Below are 25,289 nucleotides of genomic sequence, written 5' to 3' on the forward strand. Positions count from 1 at the left end.
CCGCCGTCCAGCCCTTGTTCATGCGTCGGCGAACACCTGCGGCGGCAGGCCCGGCGTCTCGACGCGGAAGGCGAACAGGGCGCCGGCCAGCGGCTGTTCGGCGCGCTGCGCCGCCGACAGGCCTTTCCAGGCGGTGGTCACGTAGGCGGTGCGCAGGTCGTCGCCGCCGAAGGCCAGCTTGGTGATGTTCGTGCATGGGAAGTACACCGCGCCGACCAGGCGCCCGGCCGGGGTATAGCGCTCGATGCGGCCGGCCCCGAACAGGGCGATCCACAACTGGCCGTCGCGGTCGACCGCCATGCCGTCCGGGCGGCTGCCTTCCGGCAGCTGCAAAAAGAGCCGCTTGCCGGCCAGGCTGCCGTCGGGGCGCAGTTCGAAGGCGTAGACCCGGCGTCGCGGCGTGTCGGTGTGGTACAGGGTGCGGCCGTCCGGGCTGATGGCGGGGCCGTTGGTGATGATGTAGCCGTCGTCGGCGCGCGCCAGCACGCCATGGCGGTCGAGCCGGTACAGGGCGCCGCTCGGCTGCGCCTGCCCGTCGTCCATCGAGCCGAACCACAGGTTGCCGCCGGCGTCCACGTAGCCGTCGTTGAAGCGATTGCCCGGCAGCGCCTCCTCCACGTTGCGGAGCAGCGTGAAGGCGCCGCTCGCCTCGTCGAAGCGGTACAGGCCGTCCTCCAGCGCACATACCAGCCCGCCGTTCGAAGCCGGCACGACGAAGCCGGGCTGGCCCGGGGCTTCCCAGCTGCGTCGCTCGCTGCCGTCGGCCGCGCAGCGGTGGATGCGGCGGCCCTTGATGTCGACGAAATACACCGAGCGCGAGGCCGCATGCCACAACGCGCCCTCGCCCAGCTGCGCGCCGGCGTCCCAGATGCACTGGGGTTCCATGAGATTCTGCATGGCCGCCATGGTAGTGCAAGCGCGTCGCCCGTTCAAGCACGGTCCAGCCGGGCGCCGTGGGGCCCGTCAGGCTGCGCGGCGCGCCTTGAGCCCGCGCGCCACGTCGCGCAGCACCTCGCGCGCCGCGTTGTGGCCGGGAGCGCCGGTGACGCCGCCGCCCGGATGGGTGCCCGAACCGCAGGTGTACAGTCCGGCAATGGGGCCGCGATAGTCGGCATGTCCCAGCATCGGCCGCGCCGCGAACAGCTGGTCGAGCCCGAGCGCGCCGTGGAAGATGTCGCCGCCCACCAGGCCGAAGGTCCGCTCCAGGTCGAGCGGGCTCATGATCTGCCGCCCCAGCACCGCGCGCCTGAAGTTGGGCGCGTAGCGGTCCACGGTATCGATCATCAGGTCGGCGACGTGCTCGCGGTGGGCGTCCCAGCTCTGCCCATCGGGAAGCACGGGCGCCACGTGCTGGCAGAACAGGCTGGCCACGTGCTGGCCCGACGGGGCCAGGCTGGGGTCGAGCGTGGACGGGATCAGCATTTCGACGATGGGTTCGCGCGACCAGCCGTGGGCGCGCGCGTCATGGTAGGCGCGCTCCATGTATTGCAGGCTGGGGGCGATGATGATACCGCTGCCGTGGTGCTCGGCCGGCGTCTTGCCAGGCAAGCAGCTGAAGCTGGGCAGCTCGGACAAGGCCACGTTCATGCGGAAGGTGCCGGAGCCGCAGCGCCAGGCCTGCATGCGCCGCAAGAAATCCTCGGGCAGCGCGCCCGGATCGACCAGCCGGGTGTACAGCAGGCGCGGGTTCAGGTTCGACACCACCACCCGGGCGTCGAGGCGCTCGCCCTTCGCGGTGACGACGCCGCAGGCACGGCCCTGCGCCAGGAGCACCTCGTCGACGGCGCAGTCGGTGCGGATCTCCACCCCCAGCGCCCCGACCGCCTTCGCCATCGCCTGGGTGATCGCCCCCATGCCGCCGAGCGCGTGTCCCCATGCGCCTTTCTTGCCATTGACCTCACCGAACACGTGGTGCAGCAGCACGTAGGCCGAACCGGGGGTGTAGGGACTGGCATAGTTGCCGACCACGCTGTCGAAACCGTAGGCGGCCTTGATCGGGGCGCTCTCGAACCAGCCGTCGAGGTAGTCGCCGGCCGACTTGGTGAACAGGTCGAGCAGTTCGCGCTGGCTGGCCAGCGACAGGCCGCGCATCCGGTTGCCCAGCTTGCCCGCCTTGATCAGCTCGGGCAGCACGCTGAGCCAGCCGCCCTGCACCCGGTTCGGCGGGGTCTGCAGCACCAGGTCGCGCAGCAGGTCGGCCGCCGCATCCAGGTGGCGGCCGTAGGCCTCCAGGCGATCGGCGTCGCGCTGCGAGAACCTGGCCACCTCGCTCGCGGTCTTGCCGGCGCCCAGCTTCAGGTAGCGGCTGTCGTCGAGCGGCAGGAAGTTGGACAGCGGCCGCTCGACGATGCGCAGGCCGTGTCCGGCCAGGTCCATGTCCTGGATCACCTTGGGGTTGAGCAGCGAGACCGTGTAGGCGGCCACCGAGTTGCGAAAGCCCGGGTGGAATTCCTCGGTGACGGCGGCGCCGCCGACCACGCCGCGCCGCTCCAGCACCGTCACCTTCAGGCCGGCCCTGGCCAGGTAAAAGGCGCACACCAGGCCGTTATGCCCACCCCCGATGATGATCGCGTCGCGCATCCGGTTTCTCCTCAGATAACACGGGCATTATGTCCCAAGGGCAGCTTGCATGCACCTCGTAGAGTCGCGAGGTGCTGCCGGCGGTCGCAGGAAGCCGGCGGGCCTGAAGCATGCCCGCCTGTGTGGAGACCCCTGAGACATCCCCCCTGGCCATGACGGATTACAAGACTTTATCTTTCACGACCTTGTATTTCGCAAAATTCTTCCAGCTTCCGTCCTTTTGCATCGAGTCCAGGACAAAAGTCCATTCACCGGATTCAGGATGAAAGGTAAAGGTATCCCGGAACTGCCCACTCTTGTATGGGAAAGTGAACACCAGGGTATTGTTCTCGATGTGACCAGTCCCATGAGGAATCGAGCCCTTGGCGCCGAAACTGTCCAGCCAGTGAACGATGAGGGTTTTGCTTGCCTGATCGTATCCAATCGAGACATTGGCCGCATATTCTGCCGGGACTTGCACGTCTTGCATCCGCAGTTCGGTGAAGGCGCCCAACAGAGTCGGGTTGGCCTGCATGGAATAGGTGACGGGTTGGCCCAGGACTTCACCAAGCATCGTCCACTTGCCGTCCAGTTTTTGCAGGAGATCCGGACGGGCTGCCTTGTCCTGTGCGTGTGCAATGGCAGTGCAAGACAACAGCAAGAGACAGCAAACGGTGTTGTTGAACTTTGCGCGCAAGGGATGCATTTTTTGGTTGGCAGTTATTACGTTATTTTAGGTAGGCGACCGAGCGATTCTGGCCGGACCCGGTCGTTGGCCGAGGATATCAGGCCGGCGGCACGGAAAATTCGCCAAATGTCACGACCGGCTGGAAGCGCCTGGAGCTGATAGCCGCCTCGTATTGCACGGTTTCGACTTTCCACTGGTTGGTCAGCAGCTGCAGGCACCCGTTGATCGGCCAGCCGGCGCCCACCCGCGAAAACCGATAATTGCGATACCGATGCACACGTGCACCGTCAGTGCAATCCCTTCAAGTTTCGAGCTGGATCGTTTCAGTTGAAAGTCAAACACATGGCCTCCTATGATGTCAGTCAAGCCGAGGTCCGCTCCCGGGAGGTGCGCGGACATACTGTTGTGGCCGCATCCGACACAAACCGCTCACTCGCGCCTGCGAATGATCTCGCCAGCCTGTTCCCTTAGCCGCGAGCTACCGATATCAGGAGGTCGGCAACGACGTCACCGCGAACTGGGCCATCTACAAGCTCAGAGCATTCACGCATCTGATTTCGCAGCTCGACCATGCGGGCAGTAGGCTCGGCCTGCGTGGCCCAGAAGAGTTCGGACGGCCATTGGGCATACGCAAAATAGTGGCCGTCGTCGCATCGATGCAAACGCGACCCGAGACCGCCCCGCTCATCGCGTATAAGTTTGGTGAGTTCCAGCCAGGCGTGCTCAAAGTCTGGCTCACGACCAGAGGCTACTTTCCATCTGAAGTAAATTGCATACATAATGTTTTGTCGGATTGTGGCCGACTTCGGGCGTTGCAAATGACCATTCATGTCCCAGCCCTGTGTAAAAACGCAGGACCGTGTAAACGAACCCGGCTGGGTTAACGTTGAGGGAGTATCTCATCACCGGGGTGCCAAATGAAGCGCTTTATCGAAGGCGAAGACCGTGGGCAAGGCACGCTACTGCCAGAGCACCTGGATGACTACGTCACCGAAAACAACCCGGTTCGGGTGGTCGACGTATTCGTCGATGAGCTTGACCTGGCCAGTCTGGGTTTTGCGCGGGTGATACCTGCAAAGACTGGCAGGCCAGCGTACCACCCGGCTGTACTACTCAAGCTCTACATCTACGGCTACCTGAACCGCATCCAGTCGAGCCGCAGGCTCGAGCGCGAAGCGCAGCGCAACGTCGAGCTGATGTGGCTGACCAGGCGCCTGACCCCGGACTTCAAGACGATAGCGAACTTCCGCAAGGACAACGGCAAAGCCATTCGTAATGTCTGCAGGCAGTTCGTCGTCTTGTGCCAGCAGCTGGATCTGTTCTCGGATGCAGTGGTGGCGATCGACGGCAGCAAGTTCAAGGCCGTCAACAGCAGCGACCGCAACTTCACTGACGCCAAGCTCAAGCGCAGGATGACGGAGATCGAAGCGAACATCAGCCGCTACCTGACCGAACTCGACACGGCAGACCGGCAGGAGCCGGCTACTGCACAAGCGAAAAGCGTTCGCCTGAACGACAAGATCGCAGCGTTGAAATCACAAATGGCTACGCTCAAGGAAATCGAAGCGAAGCTGGAAAAGACTGGAGAAACGCAGATCTCGCTCACCGATCCGGATTCTCGCTCGATGATGACGCGCGGCTCAGGCATCGTTGGCTATAACGTGCAAACAGCGGTCGATGCCAAACACCATTTGATTGTCGAGCACGAGGTCACTAACAATGGCAGCGACCGCGATCAATTGTCTGGCATGGCCAAGAAGGCCCGCGCAGCGATCGGTACGGCGACATTGACAGCGATTGCCGACCGAGGCTACTTCAAGGGCGAGGAAATCCTGGCCTGTCATGAGGCGGGCATACGTGCTTTGGTGCCGCCTACGAAGACTTCCGGGGCCAAGGCCGATGGCCGGTTCGACAAGGCCGACTTCATCTACGATTCCGAAAAGAACGAGTACCGCTGCCCGGCTGGCGAAGCCTTGATATGGCGATTTTCCAGCGTCGAAAAAGGCATGACGAATCACCGCTACTGGAGCTCGAACTGCAAGGGCTGCCCGCTCAAGGACAAGTGCACGCCGAGCACTCAGCGGCGCGTGACGCGCTGGGAACATCAGGATGTGCTCGACGACATGCAGGCACGTCTTGAACAGACGCCCGACGCCATGCGCATCCGGCGTTCAACCGTCGAGCATCCCTATGCCACGATCAAGGCATGGATGGGATCCACACACTTTCTAACGAAAGGCCTGGAACGTGTGAAGATCGAAATGAGCTTGCATGTGCTGGCTTACAACTTTAGTCGTTTGCTCGCGCTGCTTGGCATGCAGGGAATGCTGGCGGCGATTAGGGCGTATGCCCGTTTTCTGCCGCCAATCGGGCTGTTTGGAGCGTTCTTGCTGCTGGTCTTGCCGAGGACTGGAAAACGGGGCGGCCAAGGCTATGGCGCTTCTATAAGCTTTTGGATAGGCCGTGAGCCGTACTATTCGGCTTACGGATCCAGTTAATGAGTTTTTACACAGGCTGGGCCGCTTGCGGACATATTGTAAAAGCCGCTTCCGACTCGTAGCGGACGTCATTTACACTGTCGGCTCCTTCAATGCAGCCAGGTATCGCTGGTAGCTTCCGACTACGTCATCGTACATTTCCGTAGTCTTCTTTAAGTACGACGGATGATCGGCGTTAATGAAGAGTCGTCCGCCGGCCTCGTGCACCCGTGGAGCAACTCGTCGGATTGCGGGATAAAGGTGTTGTTTGATTGCTCTATAGGTTCCTCCGCACACGACAACCTGCGGATGAATCAGTTCGATCTGCTCGCGCAAAAAGATAGCGTCGCGTACAGCGGCATGCTCTACCGCTTTAGTAGCTCTCGCACCTCCTGCAGTCTTTTTCAGGTTAATAAAGGCACAGGGGAGTAACGCCGTCTTCCTGTTCTTGTGCGCGACGTCGAAGCTTGGCAAAGTTACGGCCGTGGCGTGGAGAAGTCCATGTGCCCAACGCCCGACGTTGTGGAAAGTGGGGCGATCCCATAGCTTGCTAGATGGATGTGTCGTGCACGCTTTGTGAATTAGCGCTGCCATGCTGCCAGCGTAGCCGTTCGTTTCCCGAAGGATGAAAAGAATCCGCGTGCCGGCGTGGATCCACTTGGCCGGATCGATAATACCGTCCTCGACAAAGTGATCCTGAAAATCGGTACTGCTGGCGCGCCATCTCGAAAAAAGGTCTGTTGCTGCGGCGGGATAGTCTTTGGTCATCAGTTCTCTGTATTCGGTGTGCCCAACAGGAAAACGAAAGGGGCGCCTTCGGGATCGCCATACTCGAAGAAGCGCATCGTTTTCCTTATACATGAGTTCCAATGGTTGGAAAGATTATCGGAAAGCCTGGCTGGAAAATGCGTGCATTGTCACTTCGTCGGGAAGTCGGCTCCTGGTCCGTTTGCGGACGTTTTGTAGTGGCTGCTTCCGCCCCTTTGCGGAGCTGACAAACAGCCTCCCGTGCAGTCCTGTCGGACTAAACAACTGTGTCCCCCCGCTTACGCGTATGAATACCGACCGCTTTGCCGTTTATCTCGGTTTCCGCTTCATAGGTCAGGCCAAGGCGCCTGGCAACGCGCAGCGATGATTCATTGGCGGAAGCGATGAGCGCCCGAACTGTTGGTTCGCGTCGGATCTCGAACGCATGCTTCAAGGCCGCCGCTGCCGCTTCGTTCGCGAATCCCTGGCCCCAAAAGGCACGATAGGTATTCCAACCAAGTTCCATCACAGTGGATTCCTCGCGAAAGAACGCGCCAACGTTCCCGACGAGCTGACCGGTGTCCTTTTCCTCGATAGCCCACCATCCGGCGCCGTGCAGGAGCCATAGTCCTGCTTGTGAACAGAAGATTCGCCATGCGGCCTGCCGATCAGCCGGGCCCAAGTGGGCCGAGCTTAGAGGATCGGCGCAGTGCGCTGCGAATGAGTCCAAGTCCTCTCGTCGATATTCACGAAGCAGGAGTCGTTCCGTGTGGAGGTATGGAACAGAAGTGATGAACTCGCTATGCATGCGCTGGATTCCGTGTACTGGTGCCAGAGAAGCCGCCCGTCGTCGGCTACAAGGTGAGATTCGCATATGGTAGGTCGCCCTTGGTAAAAGAGCAACCAAGATGGGTGACCGGACTTTCCAACGATGAATGTCGGGGCATGTGCAGCAACGATCTTTACACCGGCCTTTCTTGGTGCGACGGTCTTGCTGTGAATGGAAAATCAGCCAAACCCTAGCGCCGCAACTCCGACATGATGCTCTCGGCCATGAAGTCGCAGGGCGGACGACGCGACTTGCTGCTGCGTGCCAGGATCACCTCGAGGGCATCGATCTCCGGCAAGCCCTGCGCAGCACCCAGCAGGCTCAGGTGCGCCGGCGCCGCACAGCGCGCCAGCGGCACGATCGCCAGGCCGGCTTCGACCATGCTGAGCAATCCCATCAGGCTGGGGCTTTCGTAGGAGGTGCGGTAGGGAATCCCGGCCCGCTCCAGGCTGCGGATGGCGTTCTCGCGCGCCACGCTGCCGGGCAGGAACACCGCGATCGGCAGCGGCCGCTCGCGCCAGATCTCGTGTGCGCTGGGCGCTGCCGCCCACACCATCGGTTCGAAGCGCACGAATTCGCCCGACAGCCCTTTGACGCGGGTGGCGCAGACCAGGTCGACCGCGCCGTCCTTCAGCAGCGGCGCCAGCGCCACGCTGGGCAGCCCGACGACCTGGATCTCGACCTTCGGATAGGTGGCCGAGAACTTCTTGAGGATCGGCGGCAGCAGCGAAGACGCGTAGTCGTCGGGCACGCCCAGCACCACGCGGCCGGTGACGTCCGGGCGCACCACGGCGGCCCAGGCCTCGTCGCGCAGGGCCAGCATGCGCCGCGCGTAGCTCAGCAGCACCTCGCCGTCCTGGGTCGGCGTGACGCTGCGCGCGCGGCGCACGAACAGCGGTTTGCCGAGCGCGGTCTCGAGGGTCTTGATCTGCATGCTCACCGCCGACTGCGAGCGGTGCACGACTTCCGCCGCGCGGCTGATGGTGCCGGTGTCGGCCACCGCCACGATCATGGCCAGGACATCGAAGTCGAGTGCTTTCATGGCTGCGCCTGAGGCATCAGAAAAATTGATAGATGCCTTCAATATTATGCGATTTTCTTAATCCGCGCCATCGTGCATAGTAGCTGCAAAGGAGCCCAGACATGAATGCAGCCGCCGACCCACGCATCTTCGCCGAACCCGACTTGTGCTTTGCCGCCCTCCCCTCCGGCGCGCGCATTCCCTACGTGGCCACAGGCACCGGCGAGCCGCTGCTGTTCGTCCACGGCTCGCTCTGCGACTACCGCTACTGGAACAGCCAGACGCAGAGTCTGTCGCAGCAGTTCCACTGCGTCTCGGTCAGCCTGAGCCACTACTGGCCGGCCGCCGACGCCGGCGCACCGGGCACGTTCAGCTGGGAGACGCACGTGGGGGAACTGGCCGAATTCATCGCCGCCATGCGCCTGGGCCCGGTGCACCTGGTCGGGCACTCGCGCGGCGCCAATGTTGCTTTCAACCTGGCGCGCGACTATCCGGCGCTGGTCAAGACCCTGACCCTGGCCGACCCGGCAGGCCCCTTGCATGGCGAAGGCATGGCGGCAGCGGGCCTGGCGCCCGCCACCGAAGCGCTGCGCGCAGATGTGGCGGCGCTGATCGCCGGAGGCGACATCGACGCCGGGCTGGAACGCTTCGTCGACTCGGTCAGCATGCCCGGCATCTGGCGCAAGAGCCCCGCGTCCTTCCGCAACATGGCGATCGCGAACGCGGCCACCTTGCCGAAGCAGTTCCGCGATCCGCTTCCGGCCTATACCCGTAGCAGCGCCAGCGCCCTGACCTGCAGGACCATGCTGATCGCAGGCGAACGCAGCCCGCGCACCTACCGCGACAACGTGGAAAAGCTGGCTGGCTGGATCGCCCATGTGGACAAACGCAGCATCGCCGGCGCGTCGCACGGCATGAACGTGACGCATGCGGCGGCCTTCAACCGGCTGCTGCGCGCCTTCGTCGGCACGCACGCAGGCTAAGCGCACGCCGGAGCGATCCGGCGTGCGGATGATGCGCGCTGCTTAGCGCACCCCTGCCACCGCCAGCGCCGTCATGTTGACGATGCGGCGCACGGTGGCGCTCGGGCTCAGGATGTGCACCGGCTTGGCCGCACCCAGCAGGATCGGGCCGACGGTGACGCCCTTGCCGGCCGCGACCTTCAGCACGTTGAACAGGATGTTCGCCGCGTCCAGCGAAGGCATCACGAGCAGGTTGGCGCTGCCGGCGAAGCCCTGCGCCTGTTGTCCATCAGCGCCCGGCTGGTACAGGCGCCGGATCTCTTCAAGCAGCGCGGCGTCGCCCTGTACCTCGCCGATCAGCGCCAGTTCCGGCGCGCTTTCCGCCAGCAGTGCGCGCGCTTCGCGCACCTTGCGTGCCGACGGGCGCTCGGACGAGCCGAAGATCGAATGCGACAGCAGCGCCGCCTTGGGCTCCAGGCCGAAATGGCGCAACTCGGTGGCGGCCAGGCGCGTGATGGCCGCCAGTTCCTGCGCACTCGGATTGTCGTTGACGTAGGTGTCGGTGATGAACAGGGTCATCTTGTCGAGCACCAGTGCGTTCATCGCCGCCAACACGCCCGCGCCGGGCGCGCTGCCGATCACCTCGCGCACGTGGGCCAGGTGGCTGTCGTACTTGCCCGCCATGCCGCAGATCAGCGCGTCGACCTCGCCCGACTGCAGCAGGCGCGTACCCCGCAGGGTCGCATCGCCGCCGTCGCTTTCTGCCAGCACGTAGTCGACGTCGCGCTGCAGGCGCAGGCCGGACTGCTTCACCGCCGCCTCCACCGCCGCCACGCTGCCGATCAATACCGGCTTGGCCAGGCCTTCGTCGACCACGGTTTGCACTGCGCGCAGCACGCGCTGGTCGGTAGCTTCGGCGTAGGCGACCCGGCGCAGCGTGGCCTTGGCCTTGGCGAACACCGGCTTCATGAAGAAGCCGGTGTGATAAATCATCTCGCCCAGGCGCGCGCGGTAGGCGTCCATGTCGGCGATCGGGCGCGCGGCCACGCCGGAGCTGGCCGCCGCGGCGGCTACCGCCGGCGCGATGGCGGCCATCAGGCGCGGATCGAACGGTTTCGGGATGATGTAGTCGGGCCCGAATGTCAGGTCCTGGCCGGCGTAGGCTTCGGCCACCGTGTCGTTGGCCTCGGCCTCGGCCAGGCGGGCGATCGCGCCCACGCAGGCCAGCTTCATCGCGTCGGTAATGCGGGTGGCGCCGCAGTCGAGCGCGCCGCGGAAGATGTAGGGGAAGCAGAGCACGTTGTTGACCTGGTTCGGGTAGTCCGAACGGCCGGTGGCGACGATGCAGTCCGGGCGCGCGGCCTTGGCCACTTCCGGACGGATCTCCGGCTCCGGGTTGGCCAGCGCCAGGATCACCGGACGGTCGGCCATGCTTTTCACCATGTCGGCGCTGAGCACGCCGGCAGTCGAGCAGCCCAGGAACACGTCCGCGCCGCTGACGATGTCGGCCAGGGTGCGGGCGTCGGTCGCCTGCGCATAGCGCGCCTTGTTGGCTTCCATGTTGGCGTCGCGGCCCTGCCAGATCACGCCTTTCGAGTCGGCGACGAAGACGTTCTCCTGCTTCACGCCCAGGCTCACCATCATGTCGAGGCAGGCGATCGCCGCCGCGCCGGCGCCGGAGGCGGCCAGCTTGATCGACCCGATGTCCTTGCCGACCACCTTCAAGGCATTGAGCAGGGCCGCGCTAGAGATGATCGCGGTGCCGTGCTGGTCGTCGTGGAAGACCGGGATGTTCATGCGCTCGCGCAGCTTCTTCTCGATGTAGAAGCACTCGGGCGCCTTGATGTCTTCCAGGTTGATGCCGCCGACCGTGGGCTCGAGCATGGCGATGGCGTCGACCAGCTTGTCCGGGTCGTTTTCCGCCAGCTCCAGGTCGAACACGTCGACCCCGGCAAACTTCTTGAACAGGCAGCCCTTGCCTTCCATGACCGGCTTCGAGGCCAGCGGACCGATATTGCCCAGGCCCAGCACGGCGGTGCCGTTGCTGATCACCGCCACCAGGTTGGCGCGCGAGGTGTAGTCCGCCGCCTTGGCCGGATCGGCGGCGATCTCTTCGCAGGCATAGGCCACGCCCGGCGAGTACGCCAGCGACAGGTCGCGCTGGTTGGACAAGGGCTTGGTCGCCACCACTTCGATCTTGCCGCGGGTCGGGCTGCGGTGGTACTCCAGCGCGTCCGCGCGCAGTTGGCTGTCGTCGATGTCGCTGTTCCTGGTCTCAGTGCTCATGCGTACTCCCCATAGTGGTTGAAATCCGGTCCGTCGGCTCAGCTGGCTGCAGACTCGGCGGCGGCCCTGGCGCGCGCCGTGTGCAGCTTGCGGTAGCTGTCGATCAGGCGATGGTGGCGTTCGAGCCCCTCGAGCCCCATGCCGGTGGGCGTCAGGCCATGGAAGCGCACGCTGCCGTCCACCGCACCCAGCACCGCGTCCATGCGCGCATCGCCGTACATGCGGCGGAAGTTGAGGACGTAGTCGTCCAGCTCCAGCTCCTCGTCCAGCACCACTTCCAGCACCACGTTCAGCGCCTGGTAGAACAGGCGGCGTTCTACGGTATTGTCGTTGTACTGCAGGAAGGCGCCCACCAGCTCGTGCGCCTCCTCGAACTGCTGCAGCGCCAGATTGATCAGGAGCCGCAGTTCGAGCACCGTCAGCTGGCCCCATTCGGTGTTCTCGTCGAACTCGATGCCGATCAGGCTGGCGATGTCGGAATACTCGTCCAGCTCATTGTTTTCCAGGCGATCGAGCAGCGCGGCCAGGGCCTCGTCGTCGAGGCGGTGCAGGTTCAGGATGTCCTCCCGGAACAGCAGCGACTTGTTGGTGTTGTCCCAGACCAGGTCTTCCACCGGATAGATTTCGGAGTAAGCCGGCACCAGGATGCGGCAGGCCACCGCGCCCAGCTGGTCGTACACGGCCGTGTACACTTCCTTGCCCATGTCTTCCAGGATGCCGAGCAGGGTCGCGGCTTCCTCGGCGTTGGAGTCCTGGCCCTGGGCCGAGAAGTCCCATTCGACGAAATCGAAGTCGGCCTTGGCGCTGAAGAAGCGCCACGACACCACGCCGCTCGAATCGATGAAGTGCTCGACGAAGTTATACGGTTCGGTGACGGCCTCGCTGGCGAAGGTCGGCTGCGGCAGGTCGTTCAGGCCTTCGAAGCTGCGGCCCTGCAGCAGTTCGGTCAGGCTGCGCTCCAGCGCCACCTCGAAGCTCGGGTGCGCGCCGAACGAGGCGAACACGCCGCCGGTGCGCGGATTCATCAGGGTCACGCACATCACCGGATAGCTGCCGCCCAGCGACGCATCCTTGACCAGCACCGGGAAGCCCTGCTCTTCCAGGCCCTTGATGCCGGCCAGGATGCCCGGGTATTTCGCCAGCACCTCCTGCGGCACATCGGGCAAGGCCAGTTCGCCTTCCAGGATCTCGCGCTTGACCGCGCGCTCGAAAATCTCGGACAGGCACTGCACCTGCGCTTCGGCCAGGGTGTTACCGGCACTCATGCCATTGCTGGCATACAGGTTTTCGATCAGGTTGGACGGAAAATACACGGTCTCGCCGTCCGATTGGCGCGTGAAGGGCAGCGCCACGATGCCGCGCTGCGTGTTGCCGGAGTTGGTGTCGATCAGGTGCGAGGCGCGCAGTTCGCCGTCCGGATCGTAGATCGGCAAGCTGTAGTCGTCGAGGATGCCGCTCGGGACCGCGTCGTCCGGGCCGGGCTGGAACCAGCGCTCGTTCGGGTAATGCACGAAAGGCGCGTTGGCGAGGTCCTCGCCCCAGTACACACCGGCATAGAAGTGGTTGTTGTTCAGGCGCTCGATGTATTCGCCCAGGGCCGAGGCCAGCGCGCTTTCCTTGGTCGCGCCCTTGCCGTTGGTGAAGCACATCGGCGAGTGGGCGTCGCGGATGTGCAGCGACCACACGTTCGGCACGATGTTGCGCCAGGATGCGATCTCGATCTTGATGCCCCAGGAGGCCAGCATGCCCGACATGTTGGCGATGGTCTGCTCCAGCGGCAGGTCCTTGCCCGGGATGCAGGTGCGCGCCCCGGAATCGGGCTGCAGTGTCAGCAGGGCCTGGGCGTCCGCATCCAGGTTCTCGACCTCTTCGATCACGAATTCGGGGCCGGTCTGCACCACCTTCTTCACCGTGCAGCGGTCGATCGAGCGCAGGATGCCCTGGCGGTCCTTGTCCGAGATATCCGAGGGCAGCTCGACCTGGATCTTGAAGATCTGCTGGTAGCGGTTTTCCGGGTCGACGATATTGTTCTGCGACAGGCGGATGTTTTCGGTCGGAATATTGCGGGTATCGCAGTACAGCTTCACGAAATAGGCCGCGCACAGGGCCGAGGAAGCCAGAAAATAGTCGAAGGGGCCGGGCGCCGAGCCGTCGCCCTTGTAGCGGATGGGCTGGTCGGCGATGACCGTGAAATCGTCGAACTTGGCTTCGAGCCTCAGCTTGTCGAGAAAGTTGACCTTAATTTCCATGAAACAATTCCAATCTAGAGCGCAAAATAAAGTGCCGCCATTATCCGTTGTTTCCGCCTCGGGCGTGGACAGAGAATGGCCGGCATGTCTTTGACGCCGCCAGCATCGGTGCTGTCCGAAGACCGGGAATCGGCGCGCTTCCCCTTTCGCGGCCCTGTTCCCGACCCGCCCGACCCGCTCGACGCGCACGCGCAACATGCCGCGGGCGTCGCAGGCGTGGCGGGTGTCGCGGGTGTCAGTGGCGCACGATGGGCAGAGGCTGGGTCCAGGGACCGCTGGCGGCTTGCGGAAAGACGAACGGCCCGATCGCGAGGATCGGGCCGACAGGGAAAGGCCGAGCGGCGCGGTCGTTCTTGCATGCGCGCAGCCGCTGGTGGGCTGGGCTTCCGGCGCGGCCCTGGATCAGATCATGCCGGCAATCGCGCGGGTGAGGAAGGCGAAGCCGCCGGCGATCAGCCTGGCGCCGACCGCCGCCAGCACGACCAGCAAGGCCAGCTGGATCAGGCGCAGCGCCAGTTCGTGGCCGCGCCAGCGGCGGCCGAAGCGCAAGGGGCCGTGCAGCCGTGCCGCCAGATGCGGTGATGCCAGTCGAAATTTCATGATCGCCTCCGCTGATTGCCTTGTTGTAGGGCCAGCATACTCCTGGCCCGGGCCGCCCGCAAATGTACGGGCCCGGGACAGACGGACCCGGGAGGCGCGCTCCGGACCGCGCGCCCTAGCCTGGCGGCGCCTGGCCCGGGCTACCGGGCAGGGAGACTTCCGCGACCGTGCCCTGGCCGTCGGCCTTGCGGCGCAGGCTCACCGATCCGTGGTGCTGGCCGGCGATCTCCTTGACGATGGCCAGGCCCAGGCCATGGCCGCCCGGGGCGGCGCCCGGCGACCGGTAGTAAGGCGTGAACAGCTTGCCCAGCTCCGCGGCGGGAATCGGCGCGCCATCGTTCTCGACCGAGAGCAGCGCGCGGTCGCCGCGCAGCGCCAGCCGCACCCGGATCTCGCCGTCCGGCGCGCCATGGACCGAGGCATTGTCGATCAGGTTCTGCAGCAGGCGCCGCAACTGCGAGGGCTCGCCCCACACCGGGACGTCCTGCGCCGCGTCCAGGCTGATGCTCTGGCCGCGCCGCTCGAGCAAGGGGTCGAGCGTGCCGATCACCTCATGGCAGACTTCCAGCAGCGACACCCGCTGCGGGGCGCTGGCGTCGCTGCGGGCGCTGATCCGGCTCAGCGCCAACAGCTGTTCGGCCAGCTTGCTGGTACGGCGCGCGCCGCACAGCGCATGGCCGAGGGCTTCGGCGCGCTCGGACTCCAGCGGCGAGCGCATCGCGTTCTCGATGTGCAGCTGGACCGCGGCGATCGGGGTGCGGATCTCGTGGGCCGCCGCATCGAGGAAACGCTGTTCGCGCTCGAACGCCCCCTTGATGCGGTCGAGCAGGCTGTTGAGCTCGGTGACGATGGGCGCCAGCTCGATCGGGGTCTCCTGCAGCAGGACCGGATCGAGCGAGTCCGGGCTGCGGGCAGCGATGCGCGCGGCCAGTTCCTTGAGCGGACGCATGCTGCGCAGCAGGACGAAATTGACCGCGACGAGCATCAGGAGGCCGCCGACGAACAGCGGCGCGGTGATCGACATGCCGATGTACTCGGCCAGTTCGTCGCGCACTTCTTCCTTCTCCGCGGTAATCACCCAGGTGCGTCCGGAGCGCAGCGCGAACACTTCCCACAGCGTGTCGCCGACCTCGCGCACGCTGAAGCCCGGCGCCAGCGGCGCCAGGGCCTGGTCCGGCGCCGACGCCGATTTTGCCAGCAGCACCCCATCATCGCGCCAGACCTGGAAGGCGATCTTGGTCTCGTAGCGGTGTCCCGCGGTCTCCGGGGCGTCGCTGGTGGAGGTCTCGAGCTCCGGCGGCAGCGCGATCACCAGCGGCTGGGCCAGGGTCGCCGTGGACAATTCCTGCGCCACCAGCGCTTCCAGCACGCGCGCCGACGTGGCCAGGCGGGCGCTGAACAGCTCCTCGGATTCATGGCGCGCCACCAGCTGGGCGGCCACGCCGATGCCGCCGAAGACCAGGACGATGCACACCAGGGTGGTGACCACCAGGCGCCGCCGCCCCGAATACGTGTGTGCGCTCATCGGGATACTCATGCCCCGACCTCGCCGAGGCGGTAGCCGACCCCGCGCACGGTCTTGATCGCGGCCGGGTCGAGCTTCTTGCGCAGGTGGTGCACATGGACGTCGATCGTATTGCTCTCGGCCCCCTCGCCCCAGCCGTACAGCGATTCTTCGAGCTGGGCGCGGTTGAAGACCCGCAGCGGATGCTCGGCCAGGTGCTTGAGCAGCATGAACTCGAGCCGCTGCAGCTCCACCGGCTGGCCGTGCCAGGAGGCCTGCAGGCTGTCGAGCTCCAGCACCAGCGCGCCGCGCTCGATGCGGTTCACCGGACGCCCGCCATGGCGCCGCGCCAGCACCCGCAGGCGCGCCAGCAGCTCGTCGAGCTCGAAAGGCTTGACCAGGTAATCGTCGGCGCCGAGGTCGAGGCCCTGGACCCGGTCGCGCATCGCGTCGCGCGCCGACAGGATCAGGATCGGCACGCCGTCGCCGCCGGCGCGCACCCGCTCCAGCACCCGGGTGCCGTCCAGGTCGGGCAGGCCGAGGTCGAGCACCACGATGTCGAAGGCATTGTCGCGCAGCGCCGCCAGCGCCGAAGCGCCGTCGGCGACGTGCTCGACCGTGTAATGGGCGCGCCGCAGCGCCACCACCAGCCCGCTGGCCAGCAGCGGGTCGTCTTCGACCAGCAACAGCCTCAAGGCTGCATTCCTTGTTCCGGACCCGTCACTTCTTCCCTTCCGCGATCTTGTTCAGGAGCTGGGCGATTTCCCCGCGCCGGCCCTCGTCGGCGAGCTTGCGCCCAGGCCGGGCCGGTGCCTGCAAGGCCTTGCGCAGGTAGTGCTCGGCGCCCTCGAGGTCGCCCTTGCGGTACAGGTAGTCGCCATAGAAATAGTTAGGGTCGATGCCGTTCGGGTTCACCGACAGGCCCTTGCGCAGGAATTCGTCGGCCTTGGCCTTGTCGCCGAAGCCGATCGGCCAGCCGGGCACTTGATAATATAGCGAACCCAGGCTGGTGTAGGCCGAGCCGGACAGCGCGTTCGGATTGATCGCCAGCGCCTGCTCCAGGGTCTTGCGGGCATTCTTGACATGCTTGAGCGCACCCAGCCCGCCCTTGGCGCCGGCATAGGTCGACTCGACGATCGCATACCAGATCAAGACGTCCGGGTTGCCGGGGTTGCGCGCCGCCAGCTGCTCGCTCTCGGCCAGCAGGCGCTCGAACTCGGCCTCCTGGCGGTTGGTGGGGGTCTGGTACTTGATCTGCTCCCAGCCCTGCTGCATGCGTGCGACATCCTCGGCCGGGCCGGCCCAGGCCGGCGCCGCGCCCAGCAGCAAGGCCGCCGCCAGCGCGGCAATCGTTCGGAATAAAGTTTTCATCGGTTTCTCCTTTTACCTTTGTTTATGTTATCGAGGCAAGTATTTTCGAATTTGCACCAGTTGCTTGCGGATGGCCTTGTCGGGAATGCCGGGCAGCAGCTTGTTGACCAGTACGAAGAAGCGTTCCGCGCCGCCCAGGGTGCGGCTGGCCGCGTCCCCGGCCAGGAAGGCCATGAAGGCCTGCGCCACGACCTCGGGCGTGTCCTCGGCCGTGCGCAGCTCGCGGTTCATGGCGTTGACGGCGCTGCTGTTGATCGGCGTGCGGGTGGCGCGCGGCGAAAAATGGCGCACCGTGACGGTCGAATCCGCGTATTCGCGCCGCAGCGCCTGCGAAAAGCCGGCCAGGCCGGCCTTGGCGGCGCCATAGGCGGCAAAGCCGGGGAAGCCGAGCGCGCCGAACACCGAACCGATGTTGATCACCTGCGCCGCCGGCGCCGTGCCCAGCAACGGCAGCAGTTCGCGCGTGAGCAGCATGGGGGCCAGCAGGTTGGTCTCGACCTGGGCCCGGATCGCGGCCGGGTCCTGGGTCTCGAAGGCGTGGAAGCTGCTCACGCCGGCGTTGTTGATCAGGAGGTCGATCCCGCCGCCGGCCCGGGCGGTGGCGGCGATCGCGCCGAGGGTATCCGGGTCGCACAGGTCGCCGCAGACGATCTGGACATCGCAGCCCCGCAACTGCTGGGCCAGCGCCTCCAGCGCGGCGCGCTGGCGGCCGACCAGGATCAGGAGCGCGCACTGCGGCGCCAGGCGCGCGGCGATGGCCGCGCCGATGCCGCCGCTGGCGCCGGTCAGCACGGCGCGGTAGCGCCCGCGCTGCGCCGTCATCCGAGGTGCCGCCATCTCAGGACTCCTTCCCGAACAGCTGCTCGCCGCGCGGCAGGCTGCGGAACACGTTGCCGTACAGGCCGTACATCATGCGCGCCATGTGGATCACCGCCTCGCGGTCGGCGGACTCGTCGAGCCGGTTCATGAGCTTTTCAAAAAAGGCCACATGCTCGAGGTCCAGGCTGCCGTGCGAACTCAGGTAGCTGAAGGCTTCGGGCGGCAGCGCCAGGGCCGAGGCGATGGTGCCGGCCGCATGGGTGGCCAGCGCGGTGCTGGTGCCTTCCAGCACGTGCACCATGCCGAAGAAGCCGACCGGATTGCCGCGGTCGACCTGGTGGTAGGCGTAGGCCACCATCAGCTCGGTGCTGGCGTGGGGCCGGGCGCGGCGCACCGCCTCGGCGTCGCCGCCGCAGGCGCGGATATCCGACAGGATCCACTCCTGGTGGCCGACTTCCTCCTCGATGTACTCGGCGATCGCCTCGCGCAGCCATTCGTGGCGTTCGCCGAGACGGCTGCCGCAGGCCATCAGGAGCGGCACCGTGTGCTTCACATGGTGGTAGGCCTGGGCCAGGAAGGCGATGTATTGGGACACCACGACCTGCCCCTGGAGCGCATCCTGGATGATCGGGATGGAGAACAGCTCCTGGCGCTCGGCCTCGGTGGCGGCTTGCAGTTGATCGAAGAATTTCACGTGATGGACTCCGGTTGGTCGAACAGGGATGCGATGGCGTCCGCATGCGCGGCGCGGATCGCGGCGCGGCGCAGGCGGCCGTTGGGGGTGAGCAGGCCGGCGGCCGGCAGCAAAGGCGGCACCACGCTCCAGCGCCGGATCTGCGCGTAGTCGGGCAACTGCGCGTTGGCGCGTTCGACCGCCTCTTGCAGCTGCGCCGCGCCCACGGCGGGGCCGGCCGGCACCAGCAGCGCGGCCAGGTAGGCCTGGCCCTCGCCGACCACCATCGCCTGGGCGATGGCGCCGGCGCCGAGCAGGGCCGCCTCCGGCCACTCGGGCGAGACGTTGCGGCCGTAGCCGGTGATCAGGATGTCTTTCTTGCGACCGTCGACGTACAGGAAACCGTCGGCGTCGATGTGCCCCAGGTCGCCGGTCGCCAGCCACGGGTCGTTCTGGACCGGCTGCCCGAGGTAGCGTGCGGCGCAGCCTTCGACCAGGATTTCGCCGTCGGCGGCGATCGCGGTGCGGCGGTGCGCCAGCGGACGGCCGACGCTACCGTCGCGCTGGGCGCCCGGCAGGTTCAGGGCCACCACCGACGCGCATTCCGACAAGCCGTAGCCCTCGTACACCGGGAAGCCGCGCGCACGCGCCGCGGCCAGCAGTTGCGGCGGCATCTTGCCGCCGCCGACCGCGACGAAACGCAGGCTGGCGATGCGCGGATCGTCCGGGCGGCTGGCCGCCACCAGCGCCTGCAGCATCTGCGGCACCAGGGTGATGCTGTGCGGCGCGTGGCGCGCGATCGCATCCAGGCAGACCGTCGGGTCGAAGCCGCTGGCGCCGCGCATGCCGGTCTCGGCCAGCGGCGGGCAGATCGTGGTGGCGCCGCTGAGCAGCGCGGTGTACGGGCCGGCGATGTTTTCCAGCAGCACGGCGAACGGCAGCAGGCACAGGTGGCGCCCAAGTCCGAGCGGCGCCACGCCTTCGCGCAGGGCGCGCGCCACCTCCCATTGCTGGGCGGCGGACAGGCACACCCCTTTCGGCGCCGAGGTGGTGCCGGACGTGAAGGTCAGCTTCTGCACGCCGTCGAGGGCGGCGCCAGGCGCCGGACGCGGCGCGCTGGCCTCGCACAGCGCCAAGGGGCCGGCGGCGCGCACCGTGTCGAAGCCGAGCGCCGCGCCCTGGGCCGGATCGGCGCAGAACAAGGCGCCGATACCGCTTTCCGCGATCACGTGCGCCCACTGCTGGGGCGTGAAGAACAGCGGCAGCGGCACCAGGGTCAGGCCGAGCGCCTGCGTGGCCAGGTCGACCATCAGCCACTCGGGCGAATTGTCGGCCAGGATGCCGACCGGGGCCTGCGGCCGGCTGCGCGCCGCCAGAACAGCGGCGAGTGCCTCGACCCGCCCGGCGAGCGCGGCGCGGTCGAACTGGCGCTGGCCGTCAGTCAGCAGGACGGTGGTGTCGGGTAGCGAGTCGAGCAAGTTCTGAATAACCATATTGAATGTCGCCAAACATGACTTGTGGATGGGTGTCGTAATAGCTGCCCCACTGCTGTCCGCCGTCGGGCAGGCGCGCCGGATCGGCGGGCGCCAGCACTTGCGGGCGCAGCTGGAGGCGGCCGAAGGAATTGAGCAGGCTGGTGGTGGCGGTGAAGGTGACCACCTGCAGGCCCAGCCCGTGCAGCAGGCCGGTGGTGCCGATGATCAGGGCGCGCGCCGCGCCGGGATGCAGGGCGGCCAGGTTGCCGACCTCGACGATCTCGGCGCGCGCCACCGGGCGCCCGAGGCGCGCCCCCACCTCCGCTTCGACCGGAGCGTCCAGGTAGTGCTCGAGGAAGAGCGGGTGCTCGCCCGCCAGCGAATAACCCAGGGCCGCCGTCCAGGCACCGCCGGGGTCGCGGCATCCGACCAGGGTATCGTTGAAATGGACGATCCGCGCCCCGTAGTTGTCCAGGAACGCGGCCGCGATGAAGGCCTCGAGTTCGGCGCGGCCCGCGTCATTGCGCTCGAAGCGTTCGAGCACGGCACGCGGCGGGCGTACTTGGCGCGGCAGCCGCGCCGGCAGGGACTCGCCCACGCCTGGTTCCAGAACGTTCATCATGGTACTCATGCCATTGCATCCGATGTTTCAATGGCACAAGACTATGCACTGAACATTAAACCCAGATTAAGCGCGCTGGAGCGTCGTGCGAGAACGGAATGCGGGGCGGAATGCGGACCGGAATGCGCCGGCCGCCGCCGCCGCTAGCCCTGCGGGCTCTCGCTCATCTGCCGGCAGTAGTTCCCGAGGTTTTCCGGCAGGCCGGGCGGGCAGACGCCGCATTGCTGGTTGCCCGGCACGGCATAGTCGATGAACTTCGGATACGGCAGCCTGAGCTCGGCCATGATCTGCCGGAACTCTTCGATGCTGCGGTCGGCGCCGAGGCGCGGGTTGCGCTGCTTTTCCTGCATGACCGACGAAACCCGCCGGTTCTGGTAATCGTGGGCCGGGTAGACCAGGGTATCGTCGGGCAGCGCGAACAGCTTGCCGCGAACGCTGCGATACAGGGCATCGGCATCGCCCTGCTGGAAGTCGGTCCGGCCGCAGCCGTCGATCAGCAGGGCGTCACCGGTGAACACGCGCTGGTCCAGCACGTAGGCGAAATGGCCGGCCGTATGACCAGGCGTGTGCAAGGGCTGGAACGTCAGGCTTCCCGTCGTGAATGGCCGGCCCTCTTCCAGCTGGACGTCGGCACAGTCGACGCGCTCGGCCGCCGGCGCCGCGATCCGGCTCCCAACCTTCTTCTTGAGCTCCAGCGCGGCCGTGATGTGATCGGCATGGACGTGGGTGTCGATGCTGTACGCCAGCGTCAGGCCGAGGCGGCGGAGTTCGTCGAGGTCGCGCTCGATGGTGACGATCACCGGGTCGATCAGGACCGCCTGGCCGGTCTCGGGACACCCGATCAGGTAGGTGTAGGTGCTCGACAGGGGTTCGAACAGCTGGCGGAATATCATGGGGGTCTCCTTGATGGTGGCGATCGCAGGGGCCGCGCGCAGGGGCCGCGCGCGGGTTGACCGGCAAGGCCTGGCACATGCTCGATGGCCGCGTGACGACTCCTTGCCGTACAGGCGTACTGTCGGTCGCGCTAAGGCGCCCGCACGCCCGGAATGTCGCGGGTCGGGCGGGGGAACTTTCCTTTCAGCGCGTCCACGCCGGACTGGGGGCGTGCCAGCGGCACCAGATCGCTGCGCTGCCTGCGCTTGTCCGCCGTGCTGACGCCCATCCGCCGGTCGCGCGCCTCCACCAGGCCGGGCGCGGCCTCGCCTTCGCGGCTGAACGACCAGGCCAGCATCGGCTCGCCGAGCGGCAGCTTGTCGGCGGATTGCCCCCCGTGCCCGGTATTCCAGAAGTGCCAGGTCTTTCCGTAGCTGTTCATCTTCTGTTTCATCAGCGCTTTTTCGGCGGGAGCCGGAATGCCGGGAGCGACCAGTTGCCCGGAGAGGATTTCGCCGTTGTGCGGATGCCAGTATTTGCGCTCGGCCGCCGGCAGGGTGCCGAACAGTTTCTCGCTGATGATGTATTCGACGCCGTTCAGGTTCGCGTCGTTACTATTGCCATCGAACAGCATGCACTGCGCGAAATCCTCGTTCATCTGGTGACAGAAATGATGGGCTTCCATCTGCTTGTCGGGCGCGTCCTTCATGGGATGGAAGCCGACCAGGTAGACATCGAATTTCGCAGTGGGACCGTTGTTTTGCAGGAGCTTGGCGCCGGCTTCGAGCAGGCGGGTCTGCGCCTCCTTGGGTGCGCCCGGGGGCGCACCGGACGGCGGCGACGCCTCCTGCGCGTGGAGAGGGGCGGCGGCCAGCAAACCGCATACGGCAAGTTTTGCTCTCATGCTTCCTCCGTCGAAAACTGCACTCTACCCTCGCCTGCATGTGCATGCAGTTCGATTCCGGCCGGAACCCGGCAGCACCCGGGCCGCCGCCCGCTCCCCGGGGCCTAGTCGCCCGGCCGGCGCGCGCGGGTGTCGACCCAGAGCGTCTCGGCGCGCATGCCGGTGCGGCAAAAACCGAGGACCGGCTTGGGCGCCTCCGCGTACAGCGCCGCGAAGGCCGCGCGATCGGCGTCGGTGATCCGGCCCGGCGTGACCGGCAGGTGCAAGGCCTGCATGCCGTGCCGGCTCGCTTCGGCCGCGATCTCGGCGAACGGCGGCTGGTCGCCGGCCTCGCCGTCGGGCCGGTTGCATACCAGCGTGGCAAAGCCCTGCTCCTTGAGGCGGGCGACGTCGTCCGGCGCGAGCTGGGGCGCCACTGCATAGTCGCTGCCGAGGTAACGGATGCTCATCTTGCTCTCCTGTGGTGAATGACCATCACAGTATATTGAAAAATAGAGTGTCTGTCGATATAATGTGCTTTAATAGATTGAAGGAGCCCCAGATGCCTCATCCGCAACAACTCGATTTGCAGGACATGCGGGCCGCCGCGGCCCAGGCCTGCTCGCTGCTCAAAGTGCTGGGCAATCCCGACCGGCTGATGCTGCTGTGCCAGCTGACCCAGGGCGAATACAGCGTCGGCGAGCTGGAAGCCCTGCTCGGGATCGTCCAGCCCACCTTGTCGCAGCAGCTCGGCGTGCTGCGCGAAGAGCGCCTGGTCAGCACGCGCCGCGACGGCAAACAGATTTTCTACCAGATCGACAGCCCGGAAGCGCTGGCGGTCATGCAGGTGCTGTACCAACAGTTCTGCCTGCCAAACCAGGGAGTCAAACCATGATCATCGACTGGATCCACTTCACGCCATGGAGCTCGCTCGCGGGCGGAGTGCTCATCGGCCTGGCGGCCGCGGCCTTCGTGCTGTTCAACGGCCGGATCGCCGGCATCAGCGGCATCCTGGGCGGCCTGCTGCGTCCCGCGCGCGGCGACATCGGCTGGCGCCTGGCTTTCCTGCTGGGACTGGTCGGCGCCCCGCTCGCCTACGCCCTGGTGGCGGCCCCGCCCGCGGTCACGATCGCGGCCGGCGACACCACGCTGATTGCCGCCGGCCTGCTGGTCGGACTGGGCACCCGCTACGGTTCGGGCTGCACCAGCGGCCACGGTGTCTGCGGCCTGTCGCGCGGGTCGCCGCGTTCGCTGGCGGCCACCGCGGTCTTCATGCTGGCCGGCTTCGCCACCGTATTCGTCACGCGCCACCTGTTCGCCTGAGCGAACACCTTCTACACAAGACACAAGGAGTTCACCATGCCTATCCTGATGGCATTCATTGTCGGCCTGGTATTCGGCATCGGCCTGATCGTCTCGGGGATGACCGATCCCGCGAAGGTACTGGGCTTTCTCGACCTGGCCGGAAACTGGGACCCGTCGCTGGCCTTCGTCATGGGCGGCGCGATCCTGGTCGGCCTGGTGGCCTTCCGCATCGCCGGCAGGCGCGAACGCTCGCTGCTCGGCGAGCCCATGCGCCTGCCGAGCGCAACCAGGATCGACCGCCGCCTGGTGCTCGGTTCACTCGCCTTCGGCATCGGCTGGGGCCTGGCGGGCTACTGCCCGGGACCGGCACTGGCCTCGCTGGCAAGCGGCGACGGCAAGCCGGTGGTCTTCGCGCTCGCCATGGTGGCCGGCATGAGCCTGTTCGAACTGGTCGAATGGCTCAGCGGCCGCAGCGCCCCCTCCACCGGGAAGGCCTGAGCCATGGACCCGCTGCCGCTGGCTGTCGTGCTCGGGCTCGTGGTCGGGCTGATCCTGGCGCTGACCGGCGCCGGCGGCGGCATCCTGGCGGTGCCGCTGCTGGTGTTCGGTACCGGGGCCGGGGTCGCCGAGGCGGGGCCGATCGGCCTGTTGGCGGTCGGGATGGCGGCGGCGCTGGGAGCGGTGCTGGGCCTGCGCGCCGGCCAGGTACGCTACCGCGCCGCCCTCATGGTCGCGCTGTCCGGCATGCTGCTGGCGCCGGCCGGGCTGTGGGCGGCGCGCCACGCCGATGGCCGCTGGCTGGGCCTGCTGTTTGCACTGACCCTGCTCTACGTCGCCGCCAGGACCTGGCGCCAGGCCGCGGCGCCGGGGGCGGGGGCGGAACATGCGGGCACGCCGCCCTGCGTGCGCGGCGCGCAGACCGGCCGCTTCGTGTGGACGGCGCCGTGCGCGCGGGCACTCGGCCTGTCCGGCGCCCTGGCCGGCTTCCTGTCCGGACTGCTGGGCGTCGGCGGTGGCTTCGTCATGGTGCCGGCCCTGCGGCGCAGCACCGACCTGCCGATGCAGTCCGCGGTGGCGACCTCGCTGGCCGTGATCGCCATCATTTCCGCCGCCGGGGTGGCCACCGCGGCGGCCCAGGGCAGCATCGCCTGGTCCACCGCGGCGCCGTTCGCGGCCGGCGCACTGGCCGGCATGCTCGGCGGCCGCTCGCTGGCCGCCCGCATCGCCGGGCCTGCTCTGCAGAAAGGTTTCGCCGCCCTGTCGGCCCTGGTGGCAATCGGCATGGCGGCCAAGGTCCTGCTGTTCTGACCGCGGGGCCACCATCCTTGTACTTCAACGGAGAACGC

At 66.5% G+C, this 25,289-nt stretch carries 25 protein-coding genes and 1 pseudogene; 6 read left to right on the forward strand and 20 right to left on the reverse strand.

Translation table 11 applies throughout. The features are described from left to right. Window positions 1-18: 18 nt before the first annotated feature. The 4 genes from IM543_14050 to IM543_14065 form a co-directional block, all read right to left on the reverse strand. Window positions 19-897, reverse strand: coding sequence for an SMP-30/gluconolactonase/LRE family protein (locus tag IM543_14050; protein ID QOY92727.1), 879 nt, complete (start codon window positions 895-897; stop codon window positions 19-21). 66 nt (window positions 898-963) lie between these two features. Then, window positions 964-2,580 carry an NAD(P)/FAD-dependent oxidoreductase gene (locus tag IM543_14055; GenBank protein ID QOY92728.1) on the reverse strand — a complete coding sequence of 539 codons (1,617 nt, stop codon included), beginning with the start codon at window positions 2,578-2,580 and terminating at the stop codon, window positions 964-966. A 160-nt stretch (window positions 2,581-2,740) separates the two neighbouring features. Beyond that, complete coding sequence (locus IM543_14060; protein QOY92729.1) at window positions 2,741-3,265, reverse strand: DUF1579 family protein; 525 nt, start codon at window positions 3,263-3,265, stop codon at window positions 2,741-2,743. A 449-nt stretch (window positions 3,266-3,714) separates the two neighbouring features. Next, on the reverse strand, window positions 3,715-4,077 hold the full coding sequence (locus IM543_14065) for an antibiotic biosynthesis monooxygenase (GenBank protein ID QOY92730.1): 363 nt from the start codon (window positions 4,075-4,077) through the stop codon (window positions 3,715-3,717). Between the two features lie 87 nt (window positions 4,078-4,164). On the opposite strand from IM543_14065, the pseudogene IM543_14070 reads away from it, so the two are divergent. Further along, window positions 4,165-5,592, forward strand: a pseudogene (locus IM543_14070) (IS1182 family transposase). Window positions 5,593-5,817: 225 nt separating this feature from the next. On the opposite strand, the gene IM543_14075 reads toward IM543_14070, so the two are convergent. The 3 genes from IM543_14075 to IM543_14085 form a co-directional block, all read right to left on the reverse strand. Continuing rightward, on the reverse strand, window positions 5,818-6,492 hold the full coding sequence (locus IM543_14075; GenBank protein ID QOY92731.1) for a hypothetical protein: 675 nt from the start codon (window positions 6,490-6,492) through the stop codon (window positions 5,818-5,820). A gap of 256 nt (window positions 6,493-6,748) precedes the next feature. Beyond that, complete coding sequence (locus IM543_14080) at window positions 6,749-7,201, reverse strand: GNAT family N-acetyltransferase (GenBank protein ID QOY92732.1); 453 nt, start codon at window positions 7,199-7,201, stop codon at window positions 6,749-6,751. A gap of 289 nt (window positions 7,202-7,490) precedes the next feature. Continuing rightward, window positions 7,491-8,342: a LysR family transcriptional regulator gene (locus IM543_14085; GenBank protein ID QOY92733.1), complete on the reverse strand. Its 852-nt coding sequence runs from the start codon at window positions 8,340-8,342 to the stop codon at window positions 7,491-7,493. A gap of 101 nt (window positions 8,343-8,443) precedes the next feature. On the opposite strand from IM543_14085, the gene IM543_14090 reads away from it, so the two are divergent. Beyond that, the gene (locus tag IM543_14090; protein QOY92734.1) at window positions 8,444-9,304 is read left to right on the forward strand and encodes an alpha/beta hydrolase; all 861 of its coding nucleotides are present in this window, start codon (window positions 8,444-8,446) and stop codon (window positions 9,302-9,304) included. Window positions 9,305-9,346: 42 nt separating this feature from the next. Here IM543_14090 and IM543_14095 read toward each other — a convergent pair whose 3' ends face one another. The 13 genes from IM543_14095 to IM543_14155 form a co-directional block, all read right to left on the reverse strand. Continuing rightward, window positions 9,347-11,569 (reverse strand): NADP-dependent malic enzyme, encoded by a 2,223-nt coding sequence (locus IM543_14095; protein QOY92735.1) that lies wholly within the window; start codon window positions 11,567-11,569, stop codon window positions 9,347-9,349. A gap of 38 nt (window positions 11,570-11,607) precedes the next feature. After that, window positions 11,608-13,818: an OsmC domain/YcaO domain-containing protein gene (locus tag IM543_14100; protein ID QOY92736.1), complete on the reverse strand. Its 2,211-nt coding sequence runs from the start codon at window positions 13,816-13,818 to the stop codon at window positions 11,608-11,610. Window positions 13,819-14,220: 402 nt separating this feature from the next. Then, complete coding sequence (locus IM543_14105; GenBank protein ID QOY92737.1) at window positions 14,221-14,418, reverse strand: hypothetical protein; 198 nt, start codon at window positions 14,416-14,418, stop codon at window positions 14,221-14,223. Window positions 14,419-14,533: 115 nt separating this feature from the next. After that, window positions 14,534-15,943, reverse strand: a complete 1,410-nt coding sequence (locus tag IM543_14110) for a sensor histidine kinase (GenBank protein ID QOY92738.1) — start codon at window positions 15,941-15,943, stop codon at window positions 14,534-14,536. An 8-nt stretch (window positions 15,944-15,951) separates the two neighbouring features. Next, complete coding sequence (locus IM543_14115; GenBank protein QOY92739.1) at window positions 15,952-16,617, reverse strand: response regulator transcription factor; 666 nt, start codon at window positions 16,615-16,617, stop codon at window positions 15,952-15,954. 25 nt (window positions 16,618-16,642) lie between these two features. Next, a complete protein-coding gene (locus IM543_14120) occupies window positions 16,643-17,293 on the reverse strand; it encodes a hypothetical protein (GenBank protein ID QOY92740.1) in 651 nt (216 codons plus the stop codon). A 27-nt stretch (window positions 17,294-17,320) separates the two neighbouring features. Then, the gene (locus IM543_14125; protein ID QOY92741.1) at window positions 17,321-18,130 is read right to left on the reverse strand and encodes an SDR family oxidoreductase; all 810 of its coding nucleotides are present in this window, start codon (window positions 18,128-18,130) and stop codon (window positions 17,321-17,323) included. A gap of 1 nt (window position 18,131) precedes the next feature. Further along, window positions 18,132-18,806 (reverse strand): iron-containing redox enzyme family protein, encoded by a 675-nt coding sequence (locus IM543_14130; protein QOY92742.1) that lies wholly within the window; start codon window positions 18,804-18,806, stop codon window positions 18,132-18,134. Continuing rightward, window positions 18,803-20,278, reverse strand: a complete 1,476-nt coding sequence (locus IM543_14135; protein ID QOY92743.1) for an AMP-binding protein — start codon at window positions 20,276-20,278, stop codon at window positions 18,803-18,805. The genes IM543_14130 and IM543_14135 overlap by 4 nt, the downstream gene beginning before the upstream one ends. Beyond that, window positions 20,223-20,879, reverse strand: coding sequence for a thermostable hemolysin (locus tag IM543_14140; GenBank protein ID QOY96688.1), 657 nt, complete (start codon window positions 20,877-20,879; stop codon window positions 20,223-20,225). The genes IM543_14135 and IM543_14140 overlap by 56 nt, the downstream gene beginning before the upstream one ends. 146 nt (window positions 20,880-21,025) lie before the next feature. Continuing rightward, window positions 21,026-21,775 carry an MBL fold metallo-hydrolase gene (locus IM543_14145; GenBank protein ID QOY92744.1) on the reverse strand — a complete coding sequence of 250 codons (750 nt, stop codon included), beginning with the start codon at window positions 21,773-21,775 and terminating at the stop codon, window positions 21,026-21,028. A gap of 131 nt (window positions 21,776-21,906) precedes the next feature. After that, window positions 21,907-22,659 (reverse strand): OBAP family protein, encoded by a 753-nt coding sequence (locus tag IM543_14150; GenBank protein QOY92745.1) that lies wholly within the window; start codon window positions 22,657-22,659, stop codon window positions 21,907-21,909. Between the two features lie 104 nt (window positions 22,660-22,763). Then, entirely contained in the window at window positions 22,764-23,108 is a 345-nt protein-coding gene (locus tag IM543_14155; GenBank protein ID QOY92746.1) for a TIGR01244 family phosphatase, read from the reverse strand. A 92-nt stretch (window positions 23,109-23,200) separates the two neighbouring features. Here IM543_14155 and IM543_14160 point away from each other — a divergent pair, with 92 nt between their 5' ends. Genes IM543_14160 through IM543_14175 form a run of 4 tightly spaced genes read left to right on the forward strand, consistent with a single transcriptional unit; the run spans window position 23,201 to window position 25,251 of the window. Continuing rightward, window positions 23,201-23,533, forward strand: a complete 333-nt coding sequence (locus IM543_14160) for a winged helix-turn-helix transcriptional regulator (protein ID QOY92747.1) — start codon at window positions 23,201-23,203, stop codon at window positions 23,531-23,533. Next, window positions 23,530-23,961: a YeeE/YedE family protein gene (locus IM543_14165; protein QOY92748.1), complete on the forward strand. Its 432-nt coding sequence runs from the start codon at window positions 23,530-23,532 to the stop codon at window positions 23,959-23,961. Before IM543_14160 ends, IM543_14165 begins: the two co-directional genes overlap by 4 nt. A gap of 36 nt (window positions 23,962-23,997) precedes the next feature. Then, the gene (locus IM543_14170; GenBank protein QOY92749.1) at window positions 23,998-24,441 is read left to right on the forward strand and encodes a YeeE/YedE family protein; all 444 of its coding nucleotides are present in this window, start codon (window positions 23,998-24,000) and stop codon (window positions 24,439-24,441) included. 3 nt (window positions 24,442-24,444) lie between these two features. Further along, a complete protein-coding gene (locus IM543_14175) occupies window positions 24,445-25,251 on the forward strand; it encodes a sulfite exporter TauE/SafE family protein (GenBank protein ID QOY92750.1) in 807 nt (268 codons plus the stop codon). Window positions 25,252-25,289: the final 38 nt, after the last annotated feature.

Origin of the sequence: Massilia sp. UMI-21, assembly GCA_015277795.1 — a bacterium.
Classification (GTDB): domain Bacteria; phylum Pseudomonadota; class Gammaproteobacteria; order Burkholderiales; family Burkholderiaceae_D; genus Telluria.

What these genes read in the sequence shown, in the direction of transcription:
- IM543_14050 (QOY92727.1), bottom strand. Translation starts at nt 897, where the DNA reads ATGCAGAATCTCATGGAACCCCAGTGCATCTGGGACGCCGGCGCGCAG.
- IM543_14055 (QOY92728.1), bottom strand. Translation starts at nt 2,580, where the DNA reads ATGCGCGACGCGATCATCATCGGGGGTGGGCATAACGGCCTGGTGTGC.
- IM543_14060 (QOY92729.1), bottom strand. Translation starts at nt 3,265, where the DNA reads ATGCATCCCTTGCGCGCAAAGTTCAACAACACCGTTTGCTGTCTCTTG.
- IM543_14065 (QOY92730.1), bottom strand. Translation starts at nt 4,077, where the DNA reads ATGAATGGTCATTTGCAACGCCCGAAGTCGGCCACAATCCGACAAAAC.
- IM543_14075 (QOY92731.1), bottom strand. Translation starts at nt 6,492, where the DNA reads ATGACCAAAGACTATCCCGCCGCAGCAACAGACCTTTTTTCGAGATGG.
- IM543_14085 (QOY92733.1), bottom strand. Translation starts at nt 8,342, where the DNA reads ATGAAAGCACTCGACTTCGATGTCCTGGCCATGATCGTGGCGGTGGCC.
- IM543_14090 (QOY92734.1), top strand. Translation starts at nt 8,444, where the DNA reads ATGAATGCAGCCGCCGACCCACGCATCTTCGCCGAACCCGACTTGTGC.
- IM543_14095 (QOY92735.1), bottom strand. Translation starts at nt 11,569, where the DNA reads ATGAGCACTGAGACCAGGAACAGCGACATCGACGACAGCCAACTGCGC.
- IM543_14100 (QOY92736.1), bottom strand. Translation starts at nt 13,818, where the DNA reads ATGGAAATTAAGGTCAACTTTCTCGACAAGCTGAGGCTCGAAGCCAAG.
- IM543_14105 (QOY92737.1), bottom strand. Translation starts at nt 14,418, where the DNA reads ATGAAATTTCGACTGGCATCACCGCATCTGGCGGCACGGCTGCACGGC.
- IM543_14110 (QOY92738.1), bottom strand. Translation starts at nt 15,943, where the DNA reads ATGAGCGCACACACGTATTCGGGGCGGCGGCGCCTGGTGGTCACCACC.
- IM543_14120 (QOY92740.1), bottom strand. Translation starts at nt 17,293, where the DNA reads ATGAAAACTTTATTCCGAACGATTGCCGCGCTGGCGGCGGCCTTGCTG.
- IM543_14125 (QOY92741.1), bottom strand. Translation starts at nt 18,130, where the DNA reads ATGGCGGCACCTCGGATGACGGCGCAGCGCGGGCGCTACCGCGCCGTG.
- IM543_14135 (QOY92743.1), bottom strand. Translation starts at nt 20,278, where the DNA reads ATGGTTATTCAGAACTTGCTCGACTCGCTACCCGACACCACCGTCCTG.
- IM543_14140 (QOY96688.1), bottom strand. Translation starts at nt 20,879, where the DNA reads ATGAACGTTCTGGAACCAGGCGTGGGCGAGTCCCTGCCGGCGCGGCTG.
- IM543_14145 (QOY92744.1), bottom strand. Translation starts at nt 21,775, where the DNA reads ATGATATTCCGCCAGCTGTTCGAACCCCTGTCGAGCACCTACACCTAC.
- IM543_14150 (QOY92745.1), bottom strand. Translation starts at nt 22,659, where the DNA reads ATGAGAGCAAAACTTGCCGTATGCGGTTTGCTGGCCGCCGCCCCTCTC.
- IM543_14155 (QOY92746.1), bottom strand. Translation starts at nt 23,108, where the DNA reads ATGAGCATCCGTTACCTCGGCAGCGACTATGCAGTGGCGCCCCAGCTC.
- IM543_14160 (QOY92747.1), top strand. Translation starts at nt 23,201, where the DNA reads ATGCCTCATCCGCAACAACTCGATTTGCAGGACATGCGGGCCGCCGCG.
- IM543_14165 (QOY92748.1), top strand. Translation starts at nt 23,530, where the DNA reads ATGATCATCGACTGGATCCACTTCACGCCATGGAGCTCGCTCGCGGGC.
- IM543_14170 (QOY92749.1), top strand. Translation starts at nt 23,998, where the DNA reads ATGCCTATCCTGATGGCATTCATTGTCGGCCTGGTATTCGGCATCGGC.
- IM543_14175 (QOY92750.1), top strand. Translation starts at nt 24,445, where the DNA reads ATGGACCCGCTGCCGCTGGCTGTCGTGCTCGGGCTCGTGGTCGGGCTG.